General features: G+C 47.2%; 16 protein-coding genes, 2 tRNA genes and 3 rRNA genes. 13 read left to right on the top strand and 8 right to left on the bottom strand.

All coding sequences use genetic code 11. The annotated features are described in order from the left end of the window. Nucleotides 1-139: 139 nt before the first annotated feature. The 5 genes from pstS (at nt 140) to phoU (ending at nt 4,612) form a co-directional block, all read left to right on the top strand. Nucleotides 140-1,180 (top strand): phosphate ABC transporter substrate-binding protein PstS, encoded by a 1,041-nt coding sequence (pstS, locus tag GOL65_RS13580; RefSeq protein ID WP_140920658.1) that lies wholly within the window; start codon nt 140-142, stop codon nt 1,178-1,180. Nucleotides 1,181-1,242: 62 nt separating this feature from the next. Next, nucleotides 1,243-2,199, top strand: a complete 957-nt coding sequence (pstC, locus tag GOL65_RS13575; protein ID WP_140920659.1) for a phosphate ABC transporter permease PstC — start codon at nt 1,243-1,245, stop codon at nt 2,197-2,199. A 1-nt stretch (nt 2,200) separates the two neighbouring features. Next, nucleotides 2,201-3,088, top strand: a complete 888-nt coding sequence (gene pstA, locus GOL65_RS13570; RefSeq protein ID WP_140920660.1) for a phosphate ABC transporter permease PstA — start codon at nt 2,201-2,203, stop codon at nt 3,086-3,088. A gap of 12 nt (nt 3,089-3,100) precedes the next feature. Continuing rightward, complete coding sequence (gene pstB, locus GOL65_RS13565) at nt 3,101-3,883, top strand: phosphate ABC transporter ATP-binding protein PstB (RefSeq protein WP_140920661.1); 783 nt, start codon at nt 3,101-3,103, stop codon at nt 3,881-3,883. A 15-nt stretch (nt 3,884-3,898) separates the two neighbouring features. After that, the gene (phoU, locus tag GOL65_RS13560) at nt 3,899-4,612 is read left to right on the top strand and encodes a phosphate signaling complex protein PhoU (protein WP_140920662.1); all 714 of its coding nucleotides are present in this window, start codon (nt 3,899-3,901) and stop codon (nt 4,610-4,612) included. 52 nt (nt 4,613-4,664) lie between these two features. On the opposite strand, the gene GOL65_RS13555 is transcribed toward phoU, so the two are convergent. From GOL65_RS13555 to hemP, 6 genes are all read right to left on the bottom strand, one after another. Continuing rightward, complete coding sequence (locus GOL65_RS13555; protein ID WP_140920663.1) at nt 4,665-5,441, bottom strand: heme ABC transporter ATP-binding protein; 777 nt, start codon at nt 5,439-5,441, stop codon at nt 4,665-4,667. Beyond that, nucleotides 5,434-6,438, bottom strand: coding sequence for a FecCD family ABC transporter permease (locus GOL65_RS13550; RefSeq protein ID WP_140920664.1), 1,005 nt, complete (start codon nt 6,436-6,438; stop codon nt 5,434-5,436). The genes GOL65_RS13555 and GOL65_RS13550 overlap by 8 nt, the downstream gene beginning before the upstream one ends. Continuing rightward, on the bottom strand, nt 6,435-7,265 hold the full coding sequence (locus GOL65_RS13545) for a heme/hemin ABC transporter substrate-binding protein (protein WP_140920665.1): 831 nt from the start codon (nt 7,263-7,265) through the stop codon (nt 6,435-6,437). The genes GOL65_RS13550 and GOL65_RS13545 overlap by 4 nt, the downstream gene beginning before the upstream one ends. Next, nucleotides 7,262-8,299 carry a hemin-degrading factor gene (locus tag GOL65_RS13540; RefSeq protein ID WP_140920666.1) on the bottom strand — a complete coding sequence of 346 codons (1,038 nt, stop codon included), beginning with the start codon at nt 8,297-8,299 and terminating at the stop codon, nt 7,262-7,264. Before GOL65_RS13540 ends, GOL65_RS13545 begins: the two co-directional genes overlap by 4 nt. Nucleotides 8,300-8,347: 48 nt before the next feature. Beyond that, nucleotides 8,348-10,360: a TonB-dependent hemoglobin/transferrin/lactoferrin family receptor gene (locus GOL65_RS13535; protein ID WP_179038350.1), complete on the bottom strand. Its 2,013-nt coding sequence runs from the start codon at nt 10,358-10,360 to the stop codon at nt 8,348-8,350. 96 nt (nt 10,361-10,456) lie between these two features. Beyond that, entirely contained in the window at nt 10,457-10,639 is a 183-nt protein-coding gene (gene hemP, locus GOL65_RS13530) for a hemin uptake protein HemP (protein WP_130593445.1), read from the bottom strand. 528 nt (nt 10,640-11,167) lie between these two features. Between hemP and GOL65_RS13525 the strand changes: the two genes are divergently transcribed. From GOL65_RS13525 to rrf, 8 genes are all read left to right on the top strand, one after another. Beyond that, nucleotides 11,168-12,019: an ABC transporter substrate-binding protein gene (locus GOL65_RS13525; protein WP_140920668.1), complete on the top strand. Its 852-nt coding sequence runs from the start codon at nt 11,168-11,170 to the stop codon at nt 12,017-12,019. 178 nt (nt 12,020-12,197) lie between these two features. Then, the gene (locus GOL65_RS13520) at nt 12,198-12,938 is read left to right on the top strand and encodes an amino acid ABC transporter permease (RefSeq protein ID WP_140920669.1); all 741 of its coding nucleotides are present in this window, start codon (nt 12,198-12,200) and stop codon (nt 12,936-12,938) included. Between the two features lies 1 nt (nt 12,939). Then, nucleotides 12,940-13,686: an amino acid ABC transporter permease gene (locus GOL65_RS13515; RefSeq protein WP_140920670.1), complete on the top strand. Its 747-nt coding sequence runs from the start codon at nt 12,940-12,942 to the stop codon at nt 13,684-13,686. Nucleotides 13,687-14,059: 373 nt separating this feature from the next. Then, nucleotides 14,060-15,602 (top strand): 16S ribosomal RNA (locus GOL65_RS13510). A 74-nt stretch (nt 15,603-15,676) separates the two neighbouring features. Continuing rightward, nucleotides 15,677-15,753: transfer RNA gene (locus GOL65_RS13505), tRNA-Ile, on the top strand. 131 nt (nt 15,754-15,884) lie between these two features. After that, nucleotides 15,885-15,960 (top strand) — tRNA-Ala (locus GOL65_RS13500). A gap of 201 nt (nt 15,961-16,161) precedes the next feature. Next, nucleotides 16,162-19,068: ribosomal RNA gene (locus tag GOL65_RS13495) — 23S ribosomal RNA — on the top strand. Nucleotides 19,069-19,194: 126 nt separating this feature from the next. Continuing rightward, nucleotides 19,195-19,310: ribosomal RNA gene (rrf, locus tag GOL65_RS13490) — 5S ribosomal RNA — on the top strand. Together the 16S, 23S and 5S rRNA genes with 2 tRNA genes alongside form the textbook arrangement of a ribosomal RNA operon. Nucleotides 19,311-19,668: 358 nt before the next feature. On the opposite strand, the gene mobB is transcribed toward rrf, so the two are convergent. Together mobB and mobA are read right to left on the bottom strand one after the other, a co-directional pair. Next, a complete protein-coding gene (gene mobB / locus GOL65_RS13485; RefSeq protein WP_179038349.1) occupies nt 19,669-20,205 on the bottom strand; it encodes a molybdopterin-guanine dinucleotide biosynthesis protein MobB in 537 nt (178 codons plus the stop codon). Nucleotides 20,206-20,208: 3 nt separating this feature from the next. Beyond that, entirely contained in the window at nt 20,209-20,784 is a 576-nt protein-coding gene (mobA, locus tag GOL65_RS13480; protein ID WP_140921238.1) for a molybdenum cofactor guanylyltransferase MobA, read from the bottom strand. Between the last annotated feature and the right edge of the window lie 252 nt (nt 20,785-21,036).

Here is a 21,036-nt window from a genome sequence, read left to right as displayed (position 1 = left end):
AATCGAAATTCCCCACTGTCATAAAACTGTAACCTGGTTGACATTATACTGTCACTAAACGGTCTTATCTTTGCGCTTGTACTCATCACCAGTCTGATTATTAACGATACAGAGCCAATAAATTCCTTTAGGAGGAATGATGAAACTGATACGTACAACTATTGCTTATGGTATTGCAACAGCCGTTTCTCTGACAACTCTGTCAGCATTTGCGGCAGAGAATATTACCGGTGCTGGCGCTACCTTCCCTGCACCTGTCTATGCCAAATGGGCGGACAGCTATCAAAAAGAGAGCGGTAATAATATCAATTACCAAGGGATTGGTTCATCCGGTGGCGTTAAGCAAATTAATGCTAATACAGTAGATTTTGGTGCGTCAGATGCTCCTCTGGATGATGAGAAGCTGGCTAAAGACGATTTGTTCCAGTTCCCAACCGTTATTGGTGGTGTGGTACTGGCAGTGAATGTTCAGGGAATTAAATCAGGTGAACTGACGCTGGATGGAAAAACCCTGGGGGATATCTACCTGGGTACGGTGAAAAAGTGGAACGACCCGGCAATAGCGAAACTGAATCCGGGCGTCAAACTGCCTGAGCAGGATATCGCAGTGGTGCGTCGTGCTGATGGTTCCGGTACTTCTTTCGTGTTCACTAGCTATCTGGCAAAAGTGAATGCGGACTGGAAAGACCAGGTTGGGGTTGGTTCTACCGTTAAGTGGCCTGTGGGTTTAGGTGGTAAAGGCAATGATGGTATCGCAGCCTTTGTTCAGCGTTTGCCGGGTTCCATTGGTTATGTGGAATATGCCTACGCCAAGCAAAATAATCTGGCCTATACCAAGTTGATATCAGCAGATGGTGAAGCGGTAAGCCCGACGCAACAATCGTTCAGCGCGGCGGCTAAAGGCATCGACTGGTCGAAATCTTTTGCTCAGGACCTGACTTTCCAGAAGGGTAAAGACGTATGGCCGATTACTTCAACCACATTTATTCTGGTACATAAAACCCAGAAAGATGCCAAACGTGGTGCAGAAGTACTGAAGTTCTTTGACTGGGGCTACAAAAAAGGCGGTTCTCTGGCAACGGAGCTTGATTATGCTGTACTGCCAGACACCGTGATTGAACAAGTTCGTGCAGCCTGGAAAACACAGGTTAAAGATAGCAGCGGTAAAGCGCTCTATTAATCATTCCTAACCGCCCTCTTCCCTATACCGGAAGAGGGCCGTATATATGAAAGAGAGACTCAATGGCGGTACATAAGCCGGTAATGAAAGCTCCGGGAAAACAGGGTGATATTATTTTCGGCGCGCTGGTTAAACTGGCAGCGCTGATTACCCTTTTATTATTGGGCGGCATAATCATCTCTCTGGTTATTGCATCATGGCCCAGCATTCAAAAATTTGGCATCAGCTTCCTCTGGCATAAAGAGTGGGATGCGCCAGCCGATGAGTTTGGGGCGCTGGTTCCTATTTACGGCACTATCGTAACCTCTATTATTGCGCTACTGATTGCGGTACCGGTAAGTTTTGGTATCGCGCTGTTCCTGACTGAACTCTCACCTAAATGGTTAAAACGCCCGTTGGGTATTGCCATCGAGCTATTGGCGGCGATTCCCAGCATTGTTTACGGTATGTGGGGGCTGTTTATCTTCGCTCCGCTGTTTGCCGAATATTTTCAACAGCCGGTGGGAGATGTGGTGGCAAACATCCCTATCATCGGTACGCTGTTTTCTGGCCCGGCATTTGGTATCGGTATTTTGGCCGCCGGTATTATTCTGGCCATCATGATTATTCCTTATATCGCCGCAGTAATGCGCGACGTGTTTGAGCAAACGCCAACGCTGTTAAAAGAGTCCGCTTACGGCATTGGTTGTACTACCTGGGAAGTGATCCGCAATATTGTGCTGCCTTATACCAAAAATGGTGTGATTGGCGGCATTATGCTTGGGTTAGGCCGCGCCTTAGGGGAAACCATGGCGGTTACCTTCATTATTGGTAACACTTACCAGCTGGATAGCTTCTCCCTGTATATGCCGGGCAACAGTATTACCTCTGCACTGGCTAATGAGTTTGCTGAGGCTGAATCCGGCTTACATACCTCAGCGTTGATGGAACTGGGATTAATTCTGTTTGTTATCACCTTTATTGTGTTGTCCCTGTCTAAATTAATGGTTCTCAGATTAAACAAGAATGAGGGGCGCTAAGATGACCACTATCGATAAATTTGAAATCGCTTCTTTTGATGCCGGTCGCAGACGTATGCAGTCATGGCGTCGTCAAAAAAACCGTATTGCGCTATTCATTTCGATGATGGCCATGGCTTTTGGCCTGTTCTGGTTAATCTGGATTCTGTTTTCAACCATTACTAAAGGCATCGACGGTATGTCGATGGCGCTGTTTACCGAAATGACACCGCCACCGAATACTGCCGGTGGTGGATTAGCTAACGCCCTTGCAGGTAGTGGCTTGCTGATTTTATGGGCGACGGTGATTGGTACTCCGTTGGGTATTCTGGCGGGTATCTATCTGGCGGAATACGGGCGTAAGTCAATCTTTGCTTCCACCGTGCGCTTTATTAACGACATCTTATTGTCGGCTCCTTCCATCGTGGTTGGTCTGTTTGTTTACACCATTGTAGTCACGCAGATGGAACGTTTTTCCGGTTGGGCTGGTGTCATTGCGCTGGCGTTATTACAGGTACCGATCGTTATTCGTACCACCGAGAATATGTTACGGCTGGTGCCCGACAGTCTGAGAGAGGCCGCTTATGCATTGGGAACGCCTAAGTGGAAGATTATCTTGTCACTGACGCTGAAAGCTTCTCTTTCAGGCATTGTGACCGGAGTGCTGTTAGCCATTGCCCGCATTGCCGGGGAAACCGCTCCTTTGCTGTTTACCGCATTGTCCAACCAGTTCTGGAGCCTCGACCTGAGTCATCCGATTGCCAACTTGCCGGTAACTATTTTCAAATTTGCCATGAGCCCGTTTGCCGAGTGGCAACAGTTAGCCTGGGCTGGCGTATTACTGATTACCCTGTGCGTATTGTTATTAAATATTCTGGCGCGTGTAGTTTTTGCCAGTAAAAAACACTAGAGAGACGACTTAATGAATCTGACGAGTGACAACAGCTCAACTGAAAGCAAGATTCAGGTACGGGATCTGAATTTTCATTATGGCAAATTCCATGCGTTAAAGAATATCTCCCTGGATATTGCCAAAAATCAGGTCACTGCATTTATTGGGCCATCCGGCTGTGGTAAATCGACCCTGTTGCGGACGTTCAATAAAATGTACCAGCTTTATCCGGAACAGAATGCCACCGGACAAATTCTGTTAGATGGACAAAATATCCTTGAAGATAATCAGGATGTGGCGTTACTGCGGGCGAAAGTTGGTATGGTGTTCCAAAAGCCAACGCCATTTCCGATGTCGATTTATGACAATATTGCCTTTGGAGTGCGCCTGTTTGAGCGTTTGCCGCGTGCAGAGATGGATGAGCGTGTGCAGTGGGCATTAACTAAAGCCGCGTTGTGGGATGAAACTAAAAACAAACTCAATCAGAGTGGTTATAGCCTGTCGGGTGGTCAGCAACAGCGTTTGTGTATTGCCCGCGGTATTGCCATTCGCCCGGAAGTGCTGCTGTTGGATGAGCCATGTTCGGCGCTTGACCCCATTTCTACCGGCCGTATTGAAGAGCTGATTAGTGAATTAAAATCCGAATACACTGTGGTGATAGTAACTCACAATATGCAACAGGCGGCTCGCTGTTCTGACCATACTGCATTTATGTATTTGGGTGAGCTGATTGAATATTCCAATACCGATATGCTGTTTACCGCACCGCAGAAGAAACAGACTGAAGACTATATTACTGGCCGCTATGGTTAATAACGGGGAGCCCACATGGAAAACCTTAATTTAGGCAAACACATTTCCGGTCAGTTTAATGCGGAACTGGAACATATTCGTACTCAAGTCATGGTGATGGGAGGGTTAGTAGAACAACAGCTAACCGATGCCATCAATGCCATGCATCAGGCGGATGAAGAGCTGGCCCGTCGGGTGATTGAAGACGACCGTAAAGTAAATAATATGGAAGTGTCGATTGATGAAGCCTGCGTGCGAATTATTGCCAAGCGTCAGCCAACCGCCAGCGATCTGCGTTTAGTTATGGCCATCACGAAAACGGTTTCCGAGCTGGAGCGTATTGGTGATGTGGCGGATAAAATTTGTCGTATGGCGCTGGAAAAGTTCTCTCACCAGCATAAGCCACTGTTAGTAAATCTGGAGTCTTTGGGTCGCCATACGGTTCAAATGCTGCATGATGTGCTCGATGCCTTTGCACGCATGGATATTGATGAAGCGGTTCGTATCTACCGGGAAGACAAGAAAGTCGATCAGGAGTACGAAGGAATTATCCGTCAGTTGATGACTTATATGATGGAAGACCCGCGTTCGATTCCCAGCGTGTTAACCGCGCTGGCTTGTGCGCGTTCTATTGAACGTATTGGCGATCGCTGTCAGAACATTTGTGAGTTTATTTTCTACTTTGTAAAAGGGCAGGATTTCCGTCACCGCAGCGGTGATGAGGTTGAGAATCTGCTGGCGAAAAAGTAAAACCTCGGTTCTTTCATGCCCGGCTCAGATGTTTTATGAATCGGGCATGAACTTATCTTCTTAGACAAATTTGAGGCACTTCCGTATTTTCAGGATGTCCATAAACGCAGAGATCTGCCTGATACCAGCGCGTTAGCAACTCATCTTTTAGCACTTCCCCCGGCGTTCCACTGGCAACAATACTTCCCTGATGTAACAGTAGAATTCTGTCTGCATACAGTGCCGCCAGATTTAAGTCATGCAGCACGGTACATACAGAGAATGGCACCTGACGCGTCATTTGCTTTAGTAAACGTAATGTTTGCTGCTGATGATAGAGATCTAATGCCGATGTGGGTTCATCAAGAAACAGCAGCCGTTCTACCGGTGTTGGATGCCAGAGTTGAGCCAGCAGTCGGGCTAACTGTATCCGCTGTTTTTCTCCGCCAGACAGTTGGTTGTACTGGCGTTTAAGCAACGGTTCGCATTGCGTTATGCTTATCGCATGATCGATAGCCTGTTGATTTTGATGATGACGACCATAAGGCGTACGCCCCATAGCTATCACTTCCTGTACGCTAAAAGGGAATGTTAGCGCGCTGTACTGATTCATTACGGCACGAACGGCTGCCAGATCTTTATGCTGCCACTGATGCAGAGGACGATTTTGCAACTGACACTGGCCGCTGTCCGGTTGGATATATCCGGTCAGAATACGTAACAGCGTTGATTTCCCTGCTCCATTGGGGCCAATAATCGCCACCAGCTCGCCGGGGTTTAGAGTTAAAGAAACCTGATTGATAATGTCGCGGTTATACCGGCTATAGTTTAGATGTTCAGCCTTAAGCACGAGGTATCTCCCTTTGGCGCAAAATAAGCCATAAAAAATAGGGGCCACCCAACAGGCTGGTAATTAATCCAACCGGAATTTCTGCCGGAGATGCCAGCGTTCTGGCCAGCGTATCGGCCAGCAGTAACAGACAAGCTCCCCCGAGAACCGATCCGGGTAACAGCCAGCGATGGTCGGAGCCCAGCTGTAAACGGATTAAGTGGGGAATAACTAGCCCAATAAAACCAATGATTCCGCTCATCGCAACAGCAGTACCGATCAGTAGTGCACTTAGCATCAATAAACCTAGCTTTACCGATTCGACATTAACGCCAAGATAGTGAGCCTCTTCATCTCCTAACTGCAATATGTTCAACAGCCGTGACAGGCGCAGGCCTATTGCAATCGCAGGCAAAATTAACGAGGCTGCAATAATTAGTGTTGACCACTGAGCCTGGCCTAAACTGCCCATACTCCAAAGGGAGAATTGCCGTAACTGTTGGTCATCACTGATATAGCTAATAACGCCAATAGCTGCGCCAGCCAGTGCATTAAGTGCGATACCCGTCAGCAGTAAGCGAGTGAGATTTCCATGACCGGTTTTGCTCAACGCGTAAAGTAAGCAACAAACGGCAATGCTGCCGCCAAAGGCGGCCAGCGTATGTCCGTATAGTTTCAGAACGCCGGTTAGTGGCAGCGGAAGCAGAATTGCCAGTGCTACACACAAGGCTGCGCCGGTGCTGATTCCCAGCAATCCCGGGTCAGCCAGTGGATTACGAAATAACCCCTGCATGATGGCACCAGATACCGCTAAAGCAGCACCGATAAGGGTTGCCAGCAATACTCTCGGAAGACGAATGTTCAACCAGATGTGCCAGCTTCCTTCCTCTCCCGAGCGGGTAAGTAGGGTATAAAACGAGAGTTTGACCGGCCCCAGATTAGCGGCAAACAGCGTCAGGATGACCAATGCCATTAACATTGCCACCAGCCAGTAGCGTGGTGAAATGCGGCTATTCATCCCGCGTGTTCCATAGCTTTACGCAGCTCAGCAATAACTTCCGGTGTTTTCAGACTAAAACCAAGCAGCGAAAGATCGTCTACTACCAGCAAACGTTTATTCTTTCCGGCAGGAGTTTGGCTGATACCGGCTAATTGCCAGATATTGTCTTCACTGCCAAAGGTCGCATATCCCGCAGAGGTGATTAACAGGATATCTGGTGCTGCGGCAATAATACCTTCCTGAGAAAGTGGGCGATATTTGTTAAATCCCTGCATGGCATTGTTACCACCAGCAATAGTGATAATGGCATCAGCAGCAGTGTTTTGCCCGGCTGCCATCGGTGTTGAACCCGTGTAGTTCATGACAAACAACACTTTGGATGGCAATGGGTTCTTCGGCAGCGCAGCTAACTGATTCTGATAATCAGCAATCAGTTTTTCTCCCAGCTTCTCTTTGCCCAGTGCCTGAGCTACTGCATGGATTTTATCTGTTACGGTTTCCAGCGATGGTTTACCTGGAATACTGACAACTTTTACTCCACTCTGGCTAACCTGCTCTAATGCCAGTGCCGGTAACGACTGGTCGCTGGCAAGTACCAACGAGGGTTTGAGTGAAAGAATACCCTCAGCGTTTAACTGGCGCATATAGCCAATATCAGGCAGCGTTTTCGCTGCTTCAGGATAGGTACTGGTAGAGTCAAGCCCTACCAGCTGCGACTGCGCCTCTAACGCATACACGATTTCTGTTACGTCACCACCAATGCTGATAATTCGTTCACTGGCCAGTGCATTGAGTGATAACACAGAAAGGAGGGCTATCAGCCCTCGGTTGATTAGCCCTTTCATGCGGATACCGTTTGTTGTAACAGGGTGTCTATTTGAGTACGCCAGATTTGCTGCTCTGGTTGCCCTTCAGTACGTTGACCATAAAGTTGGGCAATTTGCGTACCGTCAGCGGCAAACAGTTCAAGGCTGGTGACAAAACCATCTTTGGTTGGTTTACGAGTCACCCAGCTTTCAACAATATCGTTTTCAATCAGGTGCAGTACAAACTCTTTATTGAAAATATTAATCCAGCCATCTATCGGTGCTACGCGATCGATTTTCCCGGTGAAAATTTGCACACAACCCCGGTTACCGACGAATACCATAATGTCGTTAGCTTCGTTTTTCGCCATTTGCAGAATTTGTCTCAGAGACTGATTATCTACTCGCTGTGCCAAATCGTCTTCAACCGCGTTAAAAGCCTGTTGACGGGTAATGCCATGTTTGTTCAGCAGTTTGAAAAACTGGTGTACATCGGTCATGGCGCGCCATTCACTGTCGATAGCCTGGTTATCGATAGCGGCGTGCTTGTCAGATGCTTGTTGCACTGCATCAAGTTTCAGTGAGGGGTTATCCTGTTGGGCAAAAGTATCAAGAACCTTTTGCCAGGCATCCATATCGGTATTTTCGGTGGTGTAGACTTTATGTAATGCATCGCCATATTCATCAAAGAACTGGATGCTGTGACGAGTGCCGCGTTTACCTTCCTCTTCTAAAGCAAAGACAAATAACCAGTGCTCAAGAAACAGACGTAAGTCCAGGGCATATGGATTCAGAATCAATCCGGCGTGATCGCCTAAATGTTGATTGGTATATTTGCCGACTTGCTCATGTACGGCGTGTTGGTTACGGGTAATCGATTTGGTTTCACCAACACTTTCCAGTGCGGCCAGTAAGGCCTTGATATCACTTTTCAGGCGAACGGCATCGTGGCCGACACGGGAATGAGTTAACTCCGCTTCGCTAATGTTGAGCAGCTGTGCCAGATCTCTGGCGTACTTTTCTGGGTGTTGCTGTTTTGCCTGCAAGTAGCTCTGATATAAAGAAGTGGTCATTTTTTATTCCTGAATAATGATATTCCCCCTGTAAACAGGGGGTCGTGGTTAGAACTGATAGCTTGCGAATAACTTCACATTGCGGCCATCCTGAAGGGCACCATTAGGTGCGTAGTACTCTTTATCGAAGGCATTAGCGATAACCACACTGGTGGTTAATTTGTCGGAAAGAATTTCCGGTTTGTAGCTAAGATAGAAATCGTGGGTGGCATAACCGCGCTGTGGTGTTGGTGTATCGTTGATGCGATTAGCAAACACCCCCATCCAGCCAACGGATGCATTACTGTGGCCAACAGGAACGTTCAGGCGGGTAGAAACCGTGTCCGGGTTGACGGTTGATAACCATTCGCCGGTATCTTCGTTTTTACCGCTGGTACGGTTATAAGCCACGCTTAAATCAAAATAGCGGCTCTGATAATCCATCATCACATCCCAACCCCAGATTTTGGCATTAGGAATATTGACGGATGTGGTTTCACACGGAGAGCAAATCACGCCAACTCCCGGGCGATATCCCATCTGCATATTGACGGAAGTGGAAATGTAATCGTCAGCCTTAGTGCCGAAATAACTGGCCTTGAATTTCAGGTCATCATCGGCAAGCAGAACGTTGTCAAACCGCAGTCCAAAACCAACTTCCTGAGTGGCGTTAGTTTCTGGTTTCAGGTTCGGGTTAGGTTTCCAGTAGTTGTTCATGGTAGGACCCATGCTGAAGTGCAGAGAGTCGTTATACATTTCACCCATGGTTGGCGCCCGGAAGGCCTCAGCATAAGAAGCAAACAGGCTTAACCATTCAGTAGGGAAAATAGATAAGGCAACTTTTGGTGACCACTGGTCGGCATCAATATCGCTATAGCCGCTGCTTTCTGCTTTGTAATTGTCATAGCGGATCGCACCAATCAGAGAAACAGGCAGGTCGCGCAGGGTAATTTCATCCTGCAACCAACCTGAAGCAAAGCGAATTTCAGCATCCGGGAAGCTGGTGGTTGCGCCACTTGGGGTCTGTTTTTGCTTATAAGTTTCAGCACCGTAAGTCAGCTGGCTTGGCATAAAACTTTGCTGGAACAGGCGTGAACGGTTATCCAGCTTGATACCTTCAGTTTTTTGCTTACGATCTTCGGCTTTCTGACCGGTAGGTGAAGAGTCGATATTGGTTTCAGAGTAGTAAACGCGAGTAGTGGCGTTTAACCAGTCCATATCCGCAGGATTCAGGTTGTATACCAGTTGGGCATCTTTATTCTCTGTGGTGCGGTTAGTCATCACATCAGTAGTGGTACTTCCGGCGCTCAGATTCTGTGGGTTTTTGGGCTCTTTAGCGTCGTTATTGTAATAACGCAGGTTAGCCATCAAAGATTGAGCATCGGTGATAGCCCATTTTCCTTTCGCCAGGAAAGAGCCGATTTGCTCATCATTAGGTGCCGTTTCACCGTTACTTAAACGCAGATTACCTTTATCACGGAAATTGGCGGAAAATACGCCATCAAGAGAGTCAGTTCTGCCAAAGGTTGTCAGACCCATAGCCTGACTGTGATCCAGCGTAGCGCCAGAAGTAAATAGTCTGACGCCACCCGCTTCGCCACTGCGCAGTAAGTCTTTCGCATCAACGGTTTCAAAAGAGATAACCCCACCTAATGCACCGCTACCATAAAGCTGAGCTGCAGGGCCACGTACTACTTCAACACGTTTAATCAGTGCCGGATCGAGGAAAATACCGTTCAGATGCCCGGTATCCGTACCCTGACGAATGCCGTCTACCAGTGTTAACACGCCGCGTTTATCATATCCGCGCATGTTGATGTCTTGTCCGTTACTACGAGATGTACCCGTGATGGTGATACCAGGAATAGAACGCACCAGATCGGCTGCGCTGTTTGCCGCCAGATTTTCCGGGGCGTTAGCATCGACCACGGTTACCATCATTGGGGCTTCAAACGCATTGCGGTCGTTTCCCGTTGCGGTAACGGTCATGACTTCATTGGTAGTTTTTGCCGGAGTTTCCGCATTGGCCAATAGCGGCAATGCACAGGTAACGGCAATCGTTAAAGATGACAGACGAAGCATAACTGCAACTCTCCATGAATGTTTTAAATGAAAGTTGCTGGCTGCCTGGACTAAATAGGAAGGTCTGGGTGGCTGGCTGTTTTTATGTATTAAGGATTATTTGGTTAAAATTAGTTTTCCGGTTTTGGTAATGCGTAACTGGTACTGCTGACCTTGATGCTGAATCAACAAAATGCCAGATTCCCCTAACAGCTGTTGGCTGCTTACCTGAGGTAATGGGGAGGCGGGATCCGCCGGTCGTTTTATTTCCGGGCGTTCCTGGGAAGATAGAGTTTTCATGAAAGCCACTTGGTAATGATAATTAATAGCAAATTGATAATAATTATCATTTAAAAAATTAACTTCAACAAGCCTTAATTTTGTGATGTGTGTTATGTTAATGAAATGTTGTTATATTTTGTTTTTTGAATCAGATGGTTATCTGATAATCAGACATGATCCATAGTAAGTTTTTCTTTGATTTCATGTGATTTTTTTTATTATTTATTTGAATTTTATATAATTAATAACTGTTTTTTGTAAATGGATAATGAATAGTATCGTGATGTTTTTATTGTATGAATCAGATAGGTTTTAGATCCTATCTAAACATTTGTTTCACATTTCAACCGATGGTTTGATGGTGTTTTAAGCTGACCAGACAGCCATGAAAATAGCAATGGGTCAGTAAGAGGCTATTTTTTCGAAAGAAATGCTTATAACTAAATAGCATATTAAATCTGTTTATATTATTTCACTCCATCTCTGATTTGCATTTAACTGGCTGACACAAACACGATTCTTTCTTTCATATATCGGGATTCAGCCATGAAATTGACATTAAAACAAAGCGTACTTTCATTAACTATACTGGCTGCTCTCTCCGGCACTGCAGCAGTAGCCCATGCGGACCAACTGGACGATATCAAAAAGGCCGGGGTGGTAAATATTGCCGTATTCGACAGTAACCCTCCGTTTGGTTATGTCGACCCGCAAACTAAGAAGATTGTGGGTTATGACGTGGACATCGCTAATGCGATTGGTAAAGCATTAGGGGTTAAAGTTGAGTTGAAAGCGACGAATCCGGCCAACCGTATTCCTTTACTGACATCCAGGAAAGTCGACTTAATCGCGGCTAACTTCACCATCACGCCTCAGCGCGCTAAAGAAGTTGATTTTAGCGTGCCCTATTTTGCCACGGGGCAAAAATTTATTTCTCATAAAGGCGTGTTAAAACAGCCGGATGATATTGCTAAGTTACGTATCGGGGCTGATAAAGGTACCGTACAGGAAATCACTCTGCGGGATAAATACCCAACCGCTAAAGTTATCTCTTATGACGATACTCCGGTTGCCTTTACTGCACTGCGTAATGGTAACGTTCAGGCTATTACTCAGGATGATGCCAAGTTAGTCGGTCTGCTGGCGAACCTGCCTGATGCAGTAAAAGCAGACTTTGAAATTACACCATTTAGTATCACTAAAGAGTATCAGGGTGTGGGTGTGACTAAAGGTGAGACTCGCCTGACGGAAGAAGTTAACAAAGTGCTGCTGGAGCTGGAGAAAGATGGCGAAGCAACCAAAATCTATAACCGCTGGTTTGGGCCTGAAACCAAATCTTCCATGCCGCGCGGGGAATTTAAGTTTGGTACGGTAACGCCTGATCCATCGAAAGCTTGAGTTAGTTAACAGACTCAATTGCGGGTAGTCAGATCGGGGCATGCTTTGGCGTGCCCTGTTTTGGTTTGTAGAGAATAAAGCTTTCTGTTTAGGTCGTGACACAAGGGTTGCCGGTTATACCGACGTTAATTGGAATAGAGTAGGGTTAGTGGATAACCGTAATAAATAGCTGGTGCTTATGTTCGATGAAAAATTAACAAAATTACTATTAGCGCCTGAATATCTGGGATGGTTGTGGGACGGTTTTTTATTGACGTTGGGGTTGTCTGCTGTCTCTATTATTGCCGCTACGGCGTTGGGTATGGTAGTTGCCGGAGCCAGAGACAGTAAACAGGCTGTTTTGCGCTTACCGGTGATTGCCTATTGTTCCCTGTTTCGCAATACCCCTTTGCTGGTGCAACTATTCTTTTGGTACTTCGGTGTGGGTAAGTTGCTGCCTGCCGGAGTTATTCCCTGGTTAAACACACCTCATGAAATAACGCTGTTTGGACTCACGCTGGCCTGGCCCTCCTTTGAATTTATTGCCGCCCTATTCGGATTGACGGTCTACTTCTCGGCATTTATTGCCGAAGAGATTCGTTCTGGTATTCGGGGTGTTAAGGCTGGACAGAAATATGCAGCACTGGCGCTGGGGCTTAATGGCTGGCAATCAATGCGCTATGTGATTTTGCCACAGGCATTAAAAATTGCGTTTCCGCCATTACTGGGCCAGTACATGAATATTGTTAAAAGTACGTCTCTGGCCATGGCGATTGGCGTGGCGGAACTTTCCTATGCTTCACGTCAGGTAGAGACCGAAACCCTAAGAGCGTTTCAGGCCTTTGGCGTTGCCACCGTGCTATATATCGTCGCAATTGCCGTGATGGAAGCCTGGGGTATGTGGTATGAACATCGCCTGTTAGCAAAGGAGCGCCGCTAAGATGGATTTCACCGTTATTTATGACAATCTGGATTATCTGCTGTGGGGGGCTTATCCGGATGGACCTATTGGTGGGGCGGCACTAACGCTGATTATCAGTCTGGTTGCAGGTGTGATATCTGCGGCTTTAGGTGTTGTTCTTGGTGTGGCGCTGGCTATGTTCCGTGGCTGGGTTGGTGGAATGATTGCCGGTATCCTTGGCTTCTTTCGCGCTATTCCAGTGATTATGCTGATCTTCTGGGCCTACTTTATGCTACCGATGCTGTTTGGTATTGATATCCCGGCGCTTACCTCGGTTGTTTGTGCACTGGCGTTGATCTCATCAGCCTATTTAGCTCATGGTGTAAAAGCGGGCATTATCGCGATTGGCGCAGGTCAATGGCAGGCAGGAATGTCATTAGGGTTCAATCGCTGGCAGGTATTGTGGTATATCGTATTGCCACAGGCTTTAAGGATGATGGTGCCTTCATTTATTAATCAATGGATTTCACTGATTAAAGATACTTCACTGGCGTATATTGTCGGCGTTGGTGAACTGACATTTCTGGCAACGCAGGTCAATAACCGCAGTATGGTGTACCCAACCGAAGTGTTCCTGTTTATTGCGCTGGTCTATTTCATTTTCTGCCTGTCATTAGATTTAGTGGCTAACTGGGTAAGTAAGCGCTATTCGGTAAAAGAACCTGCAGAAAAGCGTAAATGGTTTGCATGGATGGAAAAGTCACCCATAGAGGTTAAACAAAGTTGAGTTTTGGCTAAACAATCAGCAGTCAGAATGATTTTATCAATTAGCACTTGCCAGATGATTCTGAGTCCCTATAATGCGCCTCCACTGACACGGCAACAGCCGCTTCAGTTCAGACGTTATCGTGCATAAATCTGTGATTTAACACTTGACTCTGACGCGGGAAAGCGTAGTATACGCAGCCCGTGTTGCGGGAAGTTTTTCGCCGCAACATCGCTCTTTAACAATTTATCAGACAATCTGTGTGGGCACTCACAAGACGGTATCTCACGTCATTGCACTTCGGTGTAACGACACAAAAAATACCAAGTCTTAAAGAGTGACCAGACAGTAATTCATTTGAATTATTGAAAGTAATCTTTGAGCATCAAGCTGTTAATTGAAGAGTTTGATCATGGCTCAGATTGAACGCTGGCGGCAGGCCTAACACATGCAAGTCGAACGGTAGCACAGGGGAGCTTGCTCCCCGGGTGACGAGTGGCGGACGGGTGAGTAATGCCTGGGAAACTGCCCGATGGAGGGGGATAACTACTGGAAACGGTAGCTAATACCGCATAATGTCTTCGGACCAAAGTGGGGGACCTTCGGGCCTCACACCATCGGATGTGCCCAGGTGGGATTAGCTTGTAGGTGAGGTAATGGCTCACCTAGGCGACGATCCCTAGCTGGTCTGAGAGGATGACCAGCCACACTGGGACTGAGACACGGCCCAGACTCCTACGGGAGGCAGCAGTGGGGAATATTGCACAATGGGGGAAACCCTGATGCAGCCATGCCGCGTGTGTGAAGAAGGCCTTAGGGTTGTAAAGCACTTTCAGTGGGGAGGAAGGATGTGAAGTTAATAGCTTCATGTATTGACGTTACCCACAGAAGAAGCACCGGCTAACTCCGTGCCAGCAGCCGCGGTAATACGGAGGGTGCAAGCGTTAATCGGAATTACTGGGCGTAAAGCGCACGCAGGCGGTCTGCCAAGTCGGATGTGAAATCCCCGGGCTTAACCTGGGAACTGCATCCGAAACTGGCAGGCTAGAGTCTTGTAGAGGGGGGTAGAATTCCATGTGTAGCGGTGAAATGCGTAGAGATGTGGAGGAATACCGGTGGCGAAGGCGGCCCCCTGGACAAAGACTGACGCTCAGGTGCGAAAGCGTGGGGAGCAAACAGGATTAGATACCCTGGTAGTCCACGCTGTAAACGATGTCGACTTGGAGGTTGTTCCCTTGAGGAGTGGCTTCCGGAGCTAACGCGTTAAGTCGACCGCCTGGGGAGTACGGCCGCAAGGTTAAAACTCAAATGAATTGACGGGGGCCCGCACAAGCGGTGGAGCATGTGGTTTAATTCGATGCAACGCGAAGAACCTTACCTACTCTTGACATCCAGAGAAGTTTGCAGAGATGCGAATGTGCCTTCGGGAACTCTGAGACAGGTGCTGCATGGCTGTCGTCAGCTCGTGTTGTGAAATGTTGGGTTAAGTCCCGCAACGAGCGCAACCCCTATCCTTTGTTGCCAGCGCGTAATGGTGGGAACTCAAAGGAGACTGCCGGTGATAAACCGGAGGAAGGTGGGGATGACGTCAAGTCATCATGGCCCTTACGAGTAGGGCTACACACGTGCTACAATGGCGTATACAAAGAGAAGCTACCTCGCGAGAGCATGCGGACCTCATAAAGTACGTCGTAGTCCGGATTGGAGTCTGCAACTCGACTCCATGAAGTCGGAATCGCTAGTAATCGTAGATCAGAATGCTACGGTGAATACGTTCCCGGGCCTTGTACACACCGCCCGTCACACCATGGGAGTGGGTTGCAAAAGAAGTAGGTAGCTTAACCTTCGGGAGGGCGCTTACCACTTTGTGATTCATGACTGGGGTGAAGTCGTAACAAGGTAACCGTAGGGGAACCTGCGGTTGGATCACCTCCTTACCTGAAAGATACTGATTGAGTGCAGTGTCCACACAGATTGTCTGATGAAGAATAACGAGCAGAAATACCTTTATAGGCTTGTAGCTCAGGTGGTTAGAGCGCACCCCTGATAAGGGTGAGGTCGGTGGTTCAAGTCCACTCAGGCCTACCAATTTCTTCCCATGCTGCGTTGTCGTCACACTCGTTTGCCGATGCAAACGTCGTATGACTCCGCCTTGCCTGGAAATAAATTGGCTGACTCATCAACTGATGAGTTATTAAGGTATCTGTACGTGACTATATGGGGCTATAGCTCAGCTGGGAGAGCGCCTGCCTTGCACGCAGGAGGTCAGCGGTTCGATCCCGCTTAGCTCCACCATTTAGTCCTGTAAATCAATACTTCAGAGTATATTGGCAACAGTATGCTGTGAAGTATTATGCTCTTTAACAATCCGGAACAAGCTGAAATTTGAATCCTCAGCCAATAGTGAGTAATACACTGACACTAATTGGACTGAGCGAGTCTCTCAATTGTTTACGACTTTAGAATGTTGTCTTTCGAGACACCTTCGGGTTGTGAGGTTAAGTGACTAAGCGTACACGGTGGATGCCTAGGCAGTCAGAGGCGATGAAGGGCGTGCTAATCTGCGATAAGCGTCGGTAAGGTGATATGAACCGTAATAACCGGCGATACCCGAATGGGGAAACCCAGTGCAATTCGTTGCACTATCATACGATGAATACATAGTCGTATGAGGCGAACCGGGGGAACTGAAACATCTAAGTACCCCGAGGAAAAGAAATCAACCGAGATTCCCCCAGTAGCGGCGAGCGAACGGGGAGGAGCCCAGAACCTGAATCAGTTTGTGTGTTAGTGGAAGCGTCTGGAAAGTCGCACGGTACAGGGTGATAGTCCCGTACACCAAAATGCACAGATTGTGAGTTCGATGAGTAAGGCGGGACACGTGACATCCTGTCTGAATATGGGGGGACCATCCTCCAAGGCTAAATACTCCTGACTGACCGATAGTGAACCAGTACCGTGAGGGAAAGGCGAAAAGAACCCCGGCGAGGGGAGTGAAACAGAACCTGAAACCGTGTACGTACAAGCAGTGGGAGCACTCTTTATGGGTGTGACTGCGTACCTTTTGTATAATGGGTCAGCGACTTATATTTTGTAGCAAGGTTAACCGAATAGGGGAGCCGTAGGGAAACCGAGTCTTAACTGGGCGTATAGTTGCAAGGTATAGACCCGAAACCCGGTGATCTAGCCATGGGCAGGTTGAAGGTTGGGTAACACTAACTGGAGGACCGAACCGACTAATGTTGAAAAATTAGCGGATGACCTGTGGCTGGGGGTGAAAGGCCAATCAAACCGGGAGATAGCTGGTTCTCCCCGAAAGCTATTTAGGTAGCGCCTCGTGAACTCATCTTCGGGGGTAGAGCACTGTTTCGACTAGGGGGCCATCCCGGCTTACCAACTCGATGCAAACTCCGAATACCGAAGAATGTTATCACGGGAGACACACGGCGGGTGCTAACGTCCGTCGTGAAGAGGGAAACAACCCAGACCGCCAGCTAAGGTCCCAAAGTCATGGTTAAGTGGGAAACGATGTGGGAAGGCACAGACAGCCAGGATGTTGGCTTAGAAGCAGCCATCATTTAAAGAAAGCGTAATAGCTCACTGGTCGAGTCGGCCTGCGCGGAAGATGTAACGGGGCTAAACCATGCACCGAAGCTGCGGCAGCGATACGAAAGTATTGTTGGGTAGGGGAGCGTTCTGTAAGCCTGCGAAGGTGGACTGTGAGGTCTGCTGGAGGTATCAGAAGTGCGAATGCTGACATAAGTAACGATAAAGCGGGTGAAAAGCCCGCTCGCCGGAAGACCAAGGGTTCCTGTCCAACGTTAATCGGGGCAGGGTGAGTCGACCCCTAAGGCGAGGCCGAAAGGCGTAGTCGATGGGAAACAGGTTAATATTCCTGTACTTGGTGTTACTGCGAAGGGGGGACGAAGAAGGCTAGGCTATCCGGGCGACGGTTGTCCCGGTTTAAGCGTGTAGGTGGGTTGACCAGGTAAATCCGGTTGGCTGTTAACACTGAGGCGTGATGACGAGCCACTACGGTGGTGAAGTAGTTGATGCCCTGCTTCCAGGAAAAGCCTCTAAGCTCCAGGTAACATTAAATCGTACCCCAAACCGACACAGGTGGTCAGGTAGAGAATACTCAGGCGCTTGAGAGAACTCGGGTGAAGGAACTAGGCAAAATGGTGCCGTAACTTCGGGAGAAGGCACGCTGGCATTAGGTGAAGTCCCCTGCGGATGGAGCTGAAGCCAGTCGAAGATACCAGCTGGCTGCAACTGTTTATTAAAAACACAGCACTGTGCAAACACGAAAGTGGACGTATACGGTGTGACGCCTGCCCGGTGCTGGAAGGTTAATTGATGGGGTTAGCGTAAGCGAAGCTCTTGATCGAAGCCCCAGTAAACGGCGGCCGTAACTATAACGGTCCTAAGGTAGCGAAATTCCTTGTCGGGTAAGTTCCGACCTGCACGAATGGCGTAATGATGGCCAGGCTGTCTCCACCCGAGACTCAGTGAAATTGAACTCGCAGTGAAGATGCTGTGTACCCGCGGCAAGACGGAAAGACCCCGTGAACCTTTACTATAGCTTGACACTGAACATTGAGCCTTGATGTGTAGGATAGGTGGGAGGCTTTGAAGCGGTGACGCCAGTCATCGTGGAGCCAACCTTGAAATACCACCCTTTAATGTTTGATGTTCTAACTTTGGCCCGTAATCCGGGTTGAGGACAGTGTCTGGTGGGTAGTTTGACTGGGGCGGTCTCCTCCCAAAGAGTAACGGAGGAGCACGAAGGTTAGCTAATCACGGTCGGACATCGTGAGGTTAGTGCAATGGCATAAGCTAGCTTGACTGCGAGAGTGACGGCTCGAGCAGGTACGAAAGTAGGTCATAGTGATCCGGTGGTTCTGAATGGAAGGGCCATCGCTCAACGGATAAAAGGTACTCCGGGGATAACAGGCTGATACCGCCCAAGAGTTCATATCGACGGCGGTGTTTGGCACCTCGATGTCGGCTCATCACATCCTGGGGCTGAAGTAGGTCCCAAGGGTACGGCTGTTCGCCGTTTAAAGTGGTACGCGAGCTGGGTTTAGAACGTCGTGAGACAGTTCGGTCCCTATCTGCCGTGGGCGCTGGAAGATTGAGAGGGGTTGCTCCTAGTACGAGAGGACCGGAGTGAACGCACCACTGGTGTTCGGGTTGTCATGCCAATGGCATTGCCCGGTAGCTACGTGCGGAAAAGATAACCGCTGAAAGCATCTAAGCGGGAAACTTGCCTCGAGATGAGTCTTCCCTTGGACTTTAAGTCCACTGAAGGAACGTTAAAGACTATGACGTTGATAGGTCGGGTGTGTAAGCGTAGCGATACGTTGAGCTAACCGATACTAATGAACCGTGAGACTTAACCTTACAACACCGAAGGTGTTTTGGGATTGAGAGAGTAAAGAAGTCAGATTTCAGCGAATGTTCAGGATTGGAATGAATGGTTGTGTGCGATAGTGATATTGAATGCAACGGTTCATGAAACAGAATATGCCTGGCGGCGATAGCGCGGTGGTCCCACCTGACCCCATGCCGAACTCAGAAGTGAAACGCCGTAGCGCCGATGGTAGTGTGGGGCTTCCCCATGCGAGAGTAGGGAACTGCCAGGCTTTAATTAAGAAGAACCCTCAGCGAAAGCTGGGGGTTTTTTGCTTTATATCGATTGTGAAATATTCAGAGACTGGCCCTACCGGCCGGGCACTTTAATCATATAAGCACATACTTGTTACGGGCGAAATGTTTACTGAAGCTAATTTGTCAAAATTATCAGCAGACTGATACAAAAGAGAGTGTATTTCCGCCAGTAGGCAAAAAATGAATATCGAAAACGCCATAAAACAAATAAATTAGCATTAATAATGAGTAAGGATGGTCAATTTTCATTTAATTAATTTTGATGAAACGCTTTAGCAATAATATTTCAATACTAATATGGACTACTTTTCACCGATATAACAAACGCTATTGTTAGTTGGCTATTATATTTTTATCATTTAACCAACATTGAATAAAGTTAGCTATTTGCCCAATGTTATTTATATCTAATAGAGGAACATTAACAGATATATCCTCATTAGTTGCTAATGCAATAACATGATTATCTATTAATCCTTCAAGAGGTTTACCTACTGAGCGGCGAAATAGAGCTATTTTATCGATATGCTCATGTTTAAAGCCCTCAACTAATACTAAATCGATCTGGTTAACATCAAATTTATCGGCCAGTTCCGCCAGATTTACTGCTCTATTGGGTGTTTCTGTCATTAAAGCCCAGCGTTGATCGCAGGCCACAATAGTTTGTGATGCACCGGCTTTACGTAATTCGTAACTATCTTTTCCCGGTATATCAATATCCATATTGTGATGAGAATGTTTGATAAGCGCACAGCGAATACCCATGTTGGATAAAGCCGGAATTAACTGTTTAAGTAATGTGGTTTTTCCCGTGCCGCTATATGCAGTTATGCCTAACAGAGGAATGTTTTGTTTGGTTATTATTGCCATGTTTTATTTATTCCAGTTATGACATTCATCCAACGTATTAATATTTTTAAAAGCCTGGGGCATATCACTAAAATCAACCGCCGTGGCCTGTTGTTGGGATAAAAAGATCATAAGCTTACGATCTCCTCCCTGAAGATAATTGCGTAGCGGTGTTATCAGACAGGTATTCATTAATGCCAGAGTAGGATGTGCCCGTTCTCCATCATCGGCATAAGACACTGGCTGATTGTTTCGGTTATTCCACAATCTTTCAGCCAGACTACTGGGAATTAGAGGTGTATCGCAGGGCGCAAACAGAACCCATTCCGTTGGGCTATTTTCAAGCATAGTTAATATGCCTGCTAAAGGACCCTTGAAGCCTTCAATTGAGTCCTGAAATACCTTATAGCCGCTTTTTTTATACTCGTCTGTATTGCGATTAGCGCTGATGATAATGTCCCCTACCTGAGGTTTCAGACGAGCGAGGACATGCAGGTATAGTGGTGTTCCATTAACCGTAACCAGGCCCTTATCTGTACCACCCATTCTGGTTGCCTGCCCACCAGCCAGAATGGCACCGGTAATTGAAGGTATCGACATTACAGTTTCCCTTAACCCAATCAACAAGGTGAACCATTTTAACGCGTTCGCCGGCAAATAGTCCTGTTTATTCTATTGTTGATAATAATTTTCATTCAAATATTAAATTGAGATTTTATATATTATTTGTATATTTCTTTATTTCAAAACAGAGATAACTCTTATTAGGTATAGTTATTTAATTACAGGTAAAATATATACCTATAAATGGTTAATTCCTTATATAACTATTTATGATTATATTCAAATTGT

Origin of the sequence: Limnobaculum xujianqingii, from assembly GCF_013394855.1 — a bacterium.
GTDB classification, from domain to species: domain Bacteria; phylum Pseudomonadota; class Gammaproteobacteria; order Enterobacterales; family Enterobacteriaceae; genus Limnobaculum; species Limnobaculum xujianqingii.
This window is presented reverse-complemented; position numbering and strand designations above follow the sequence as displayed.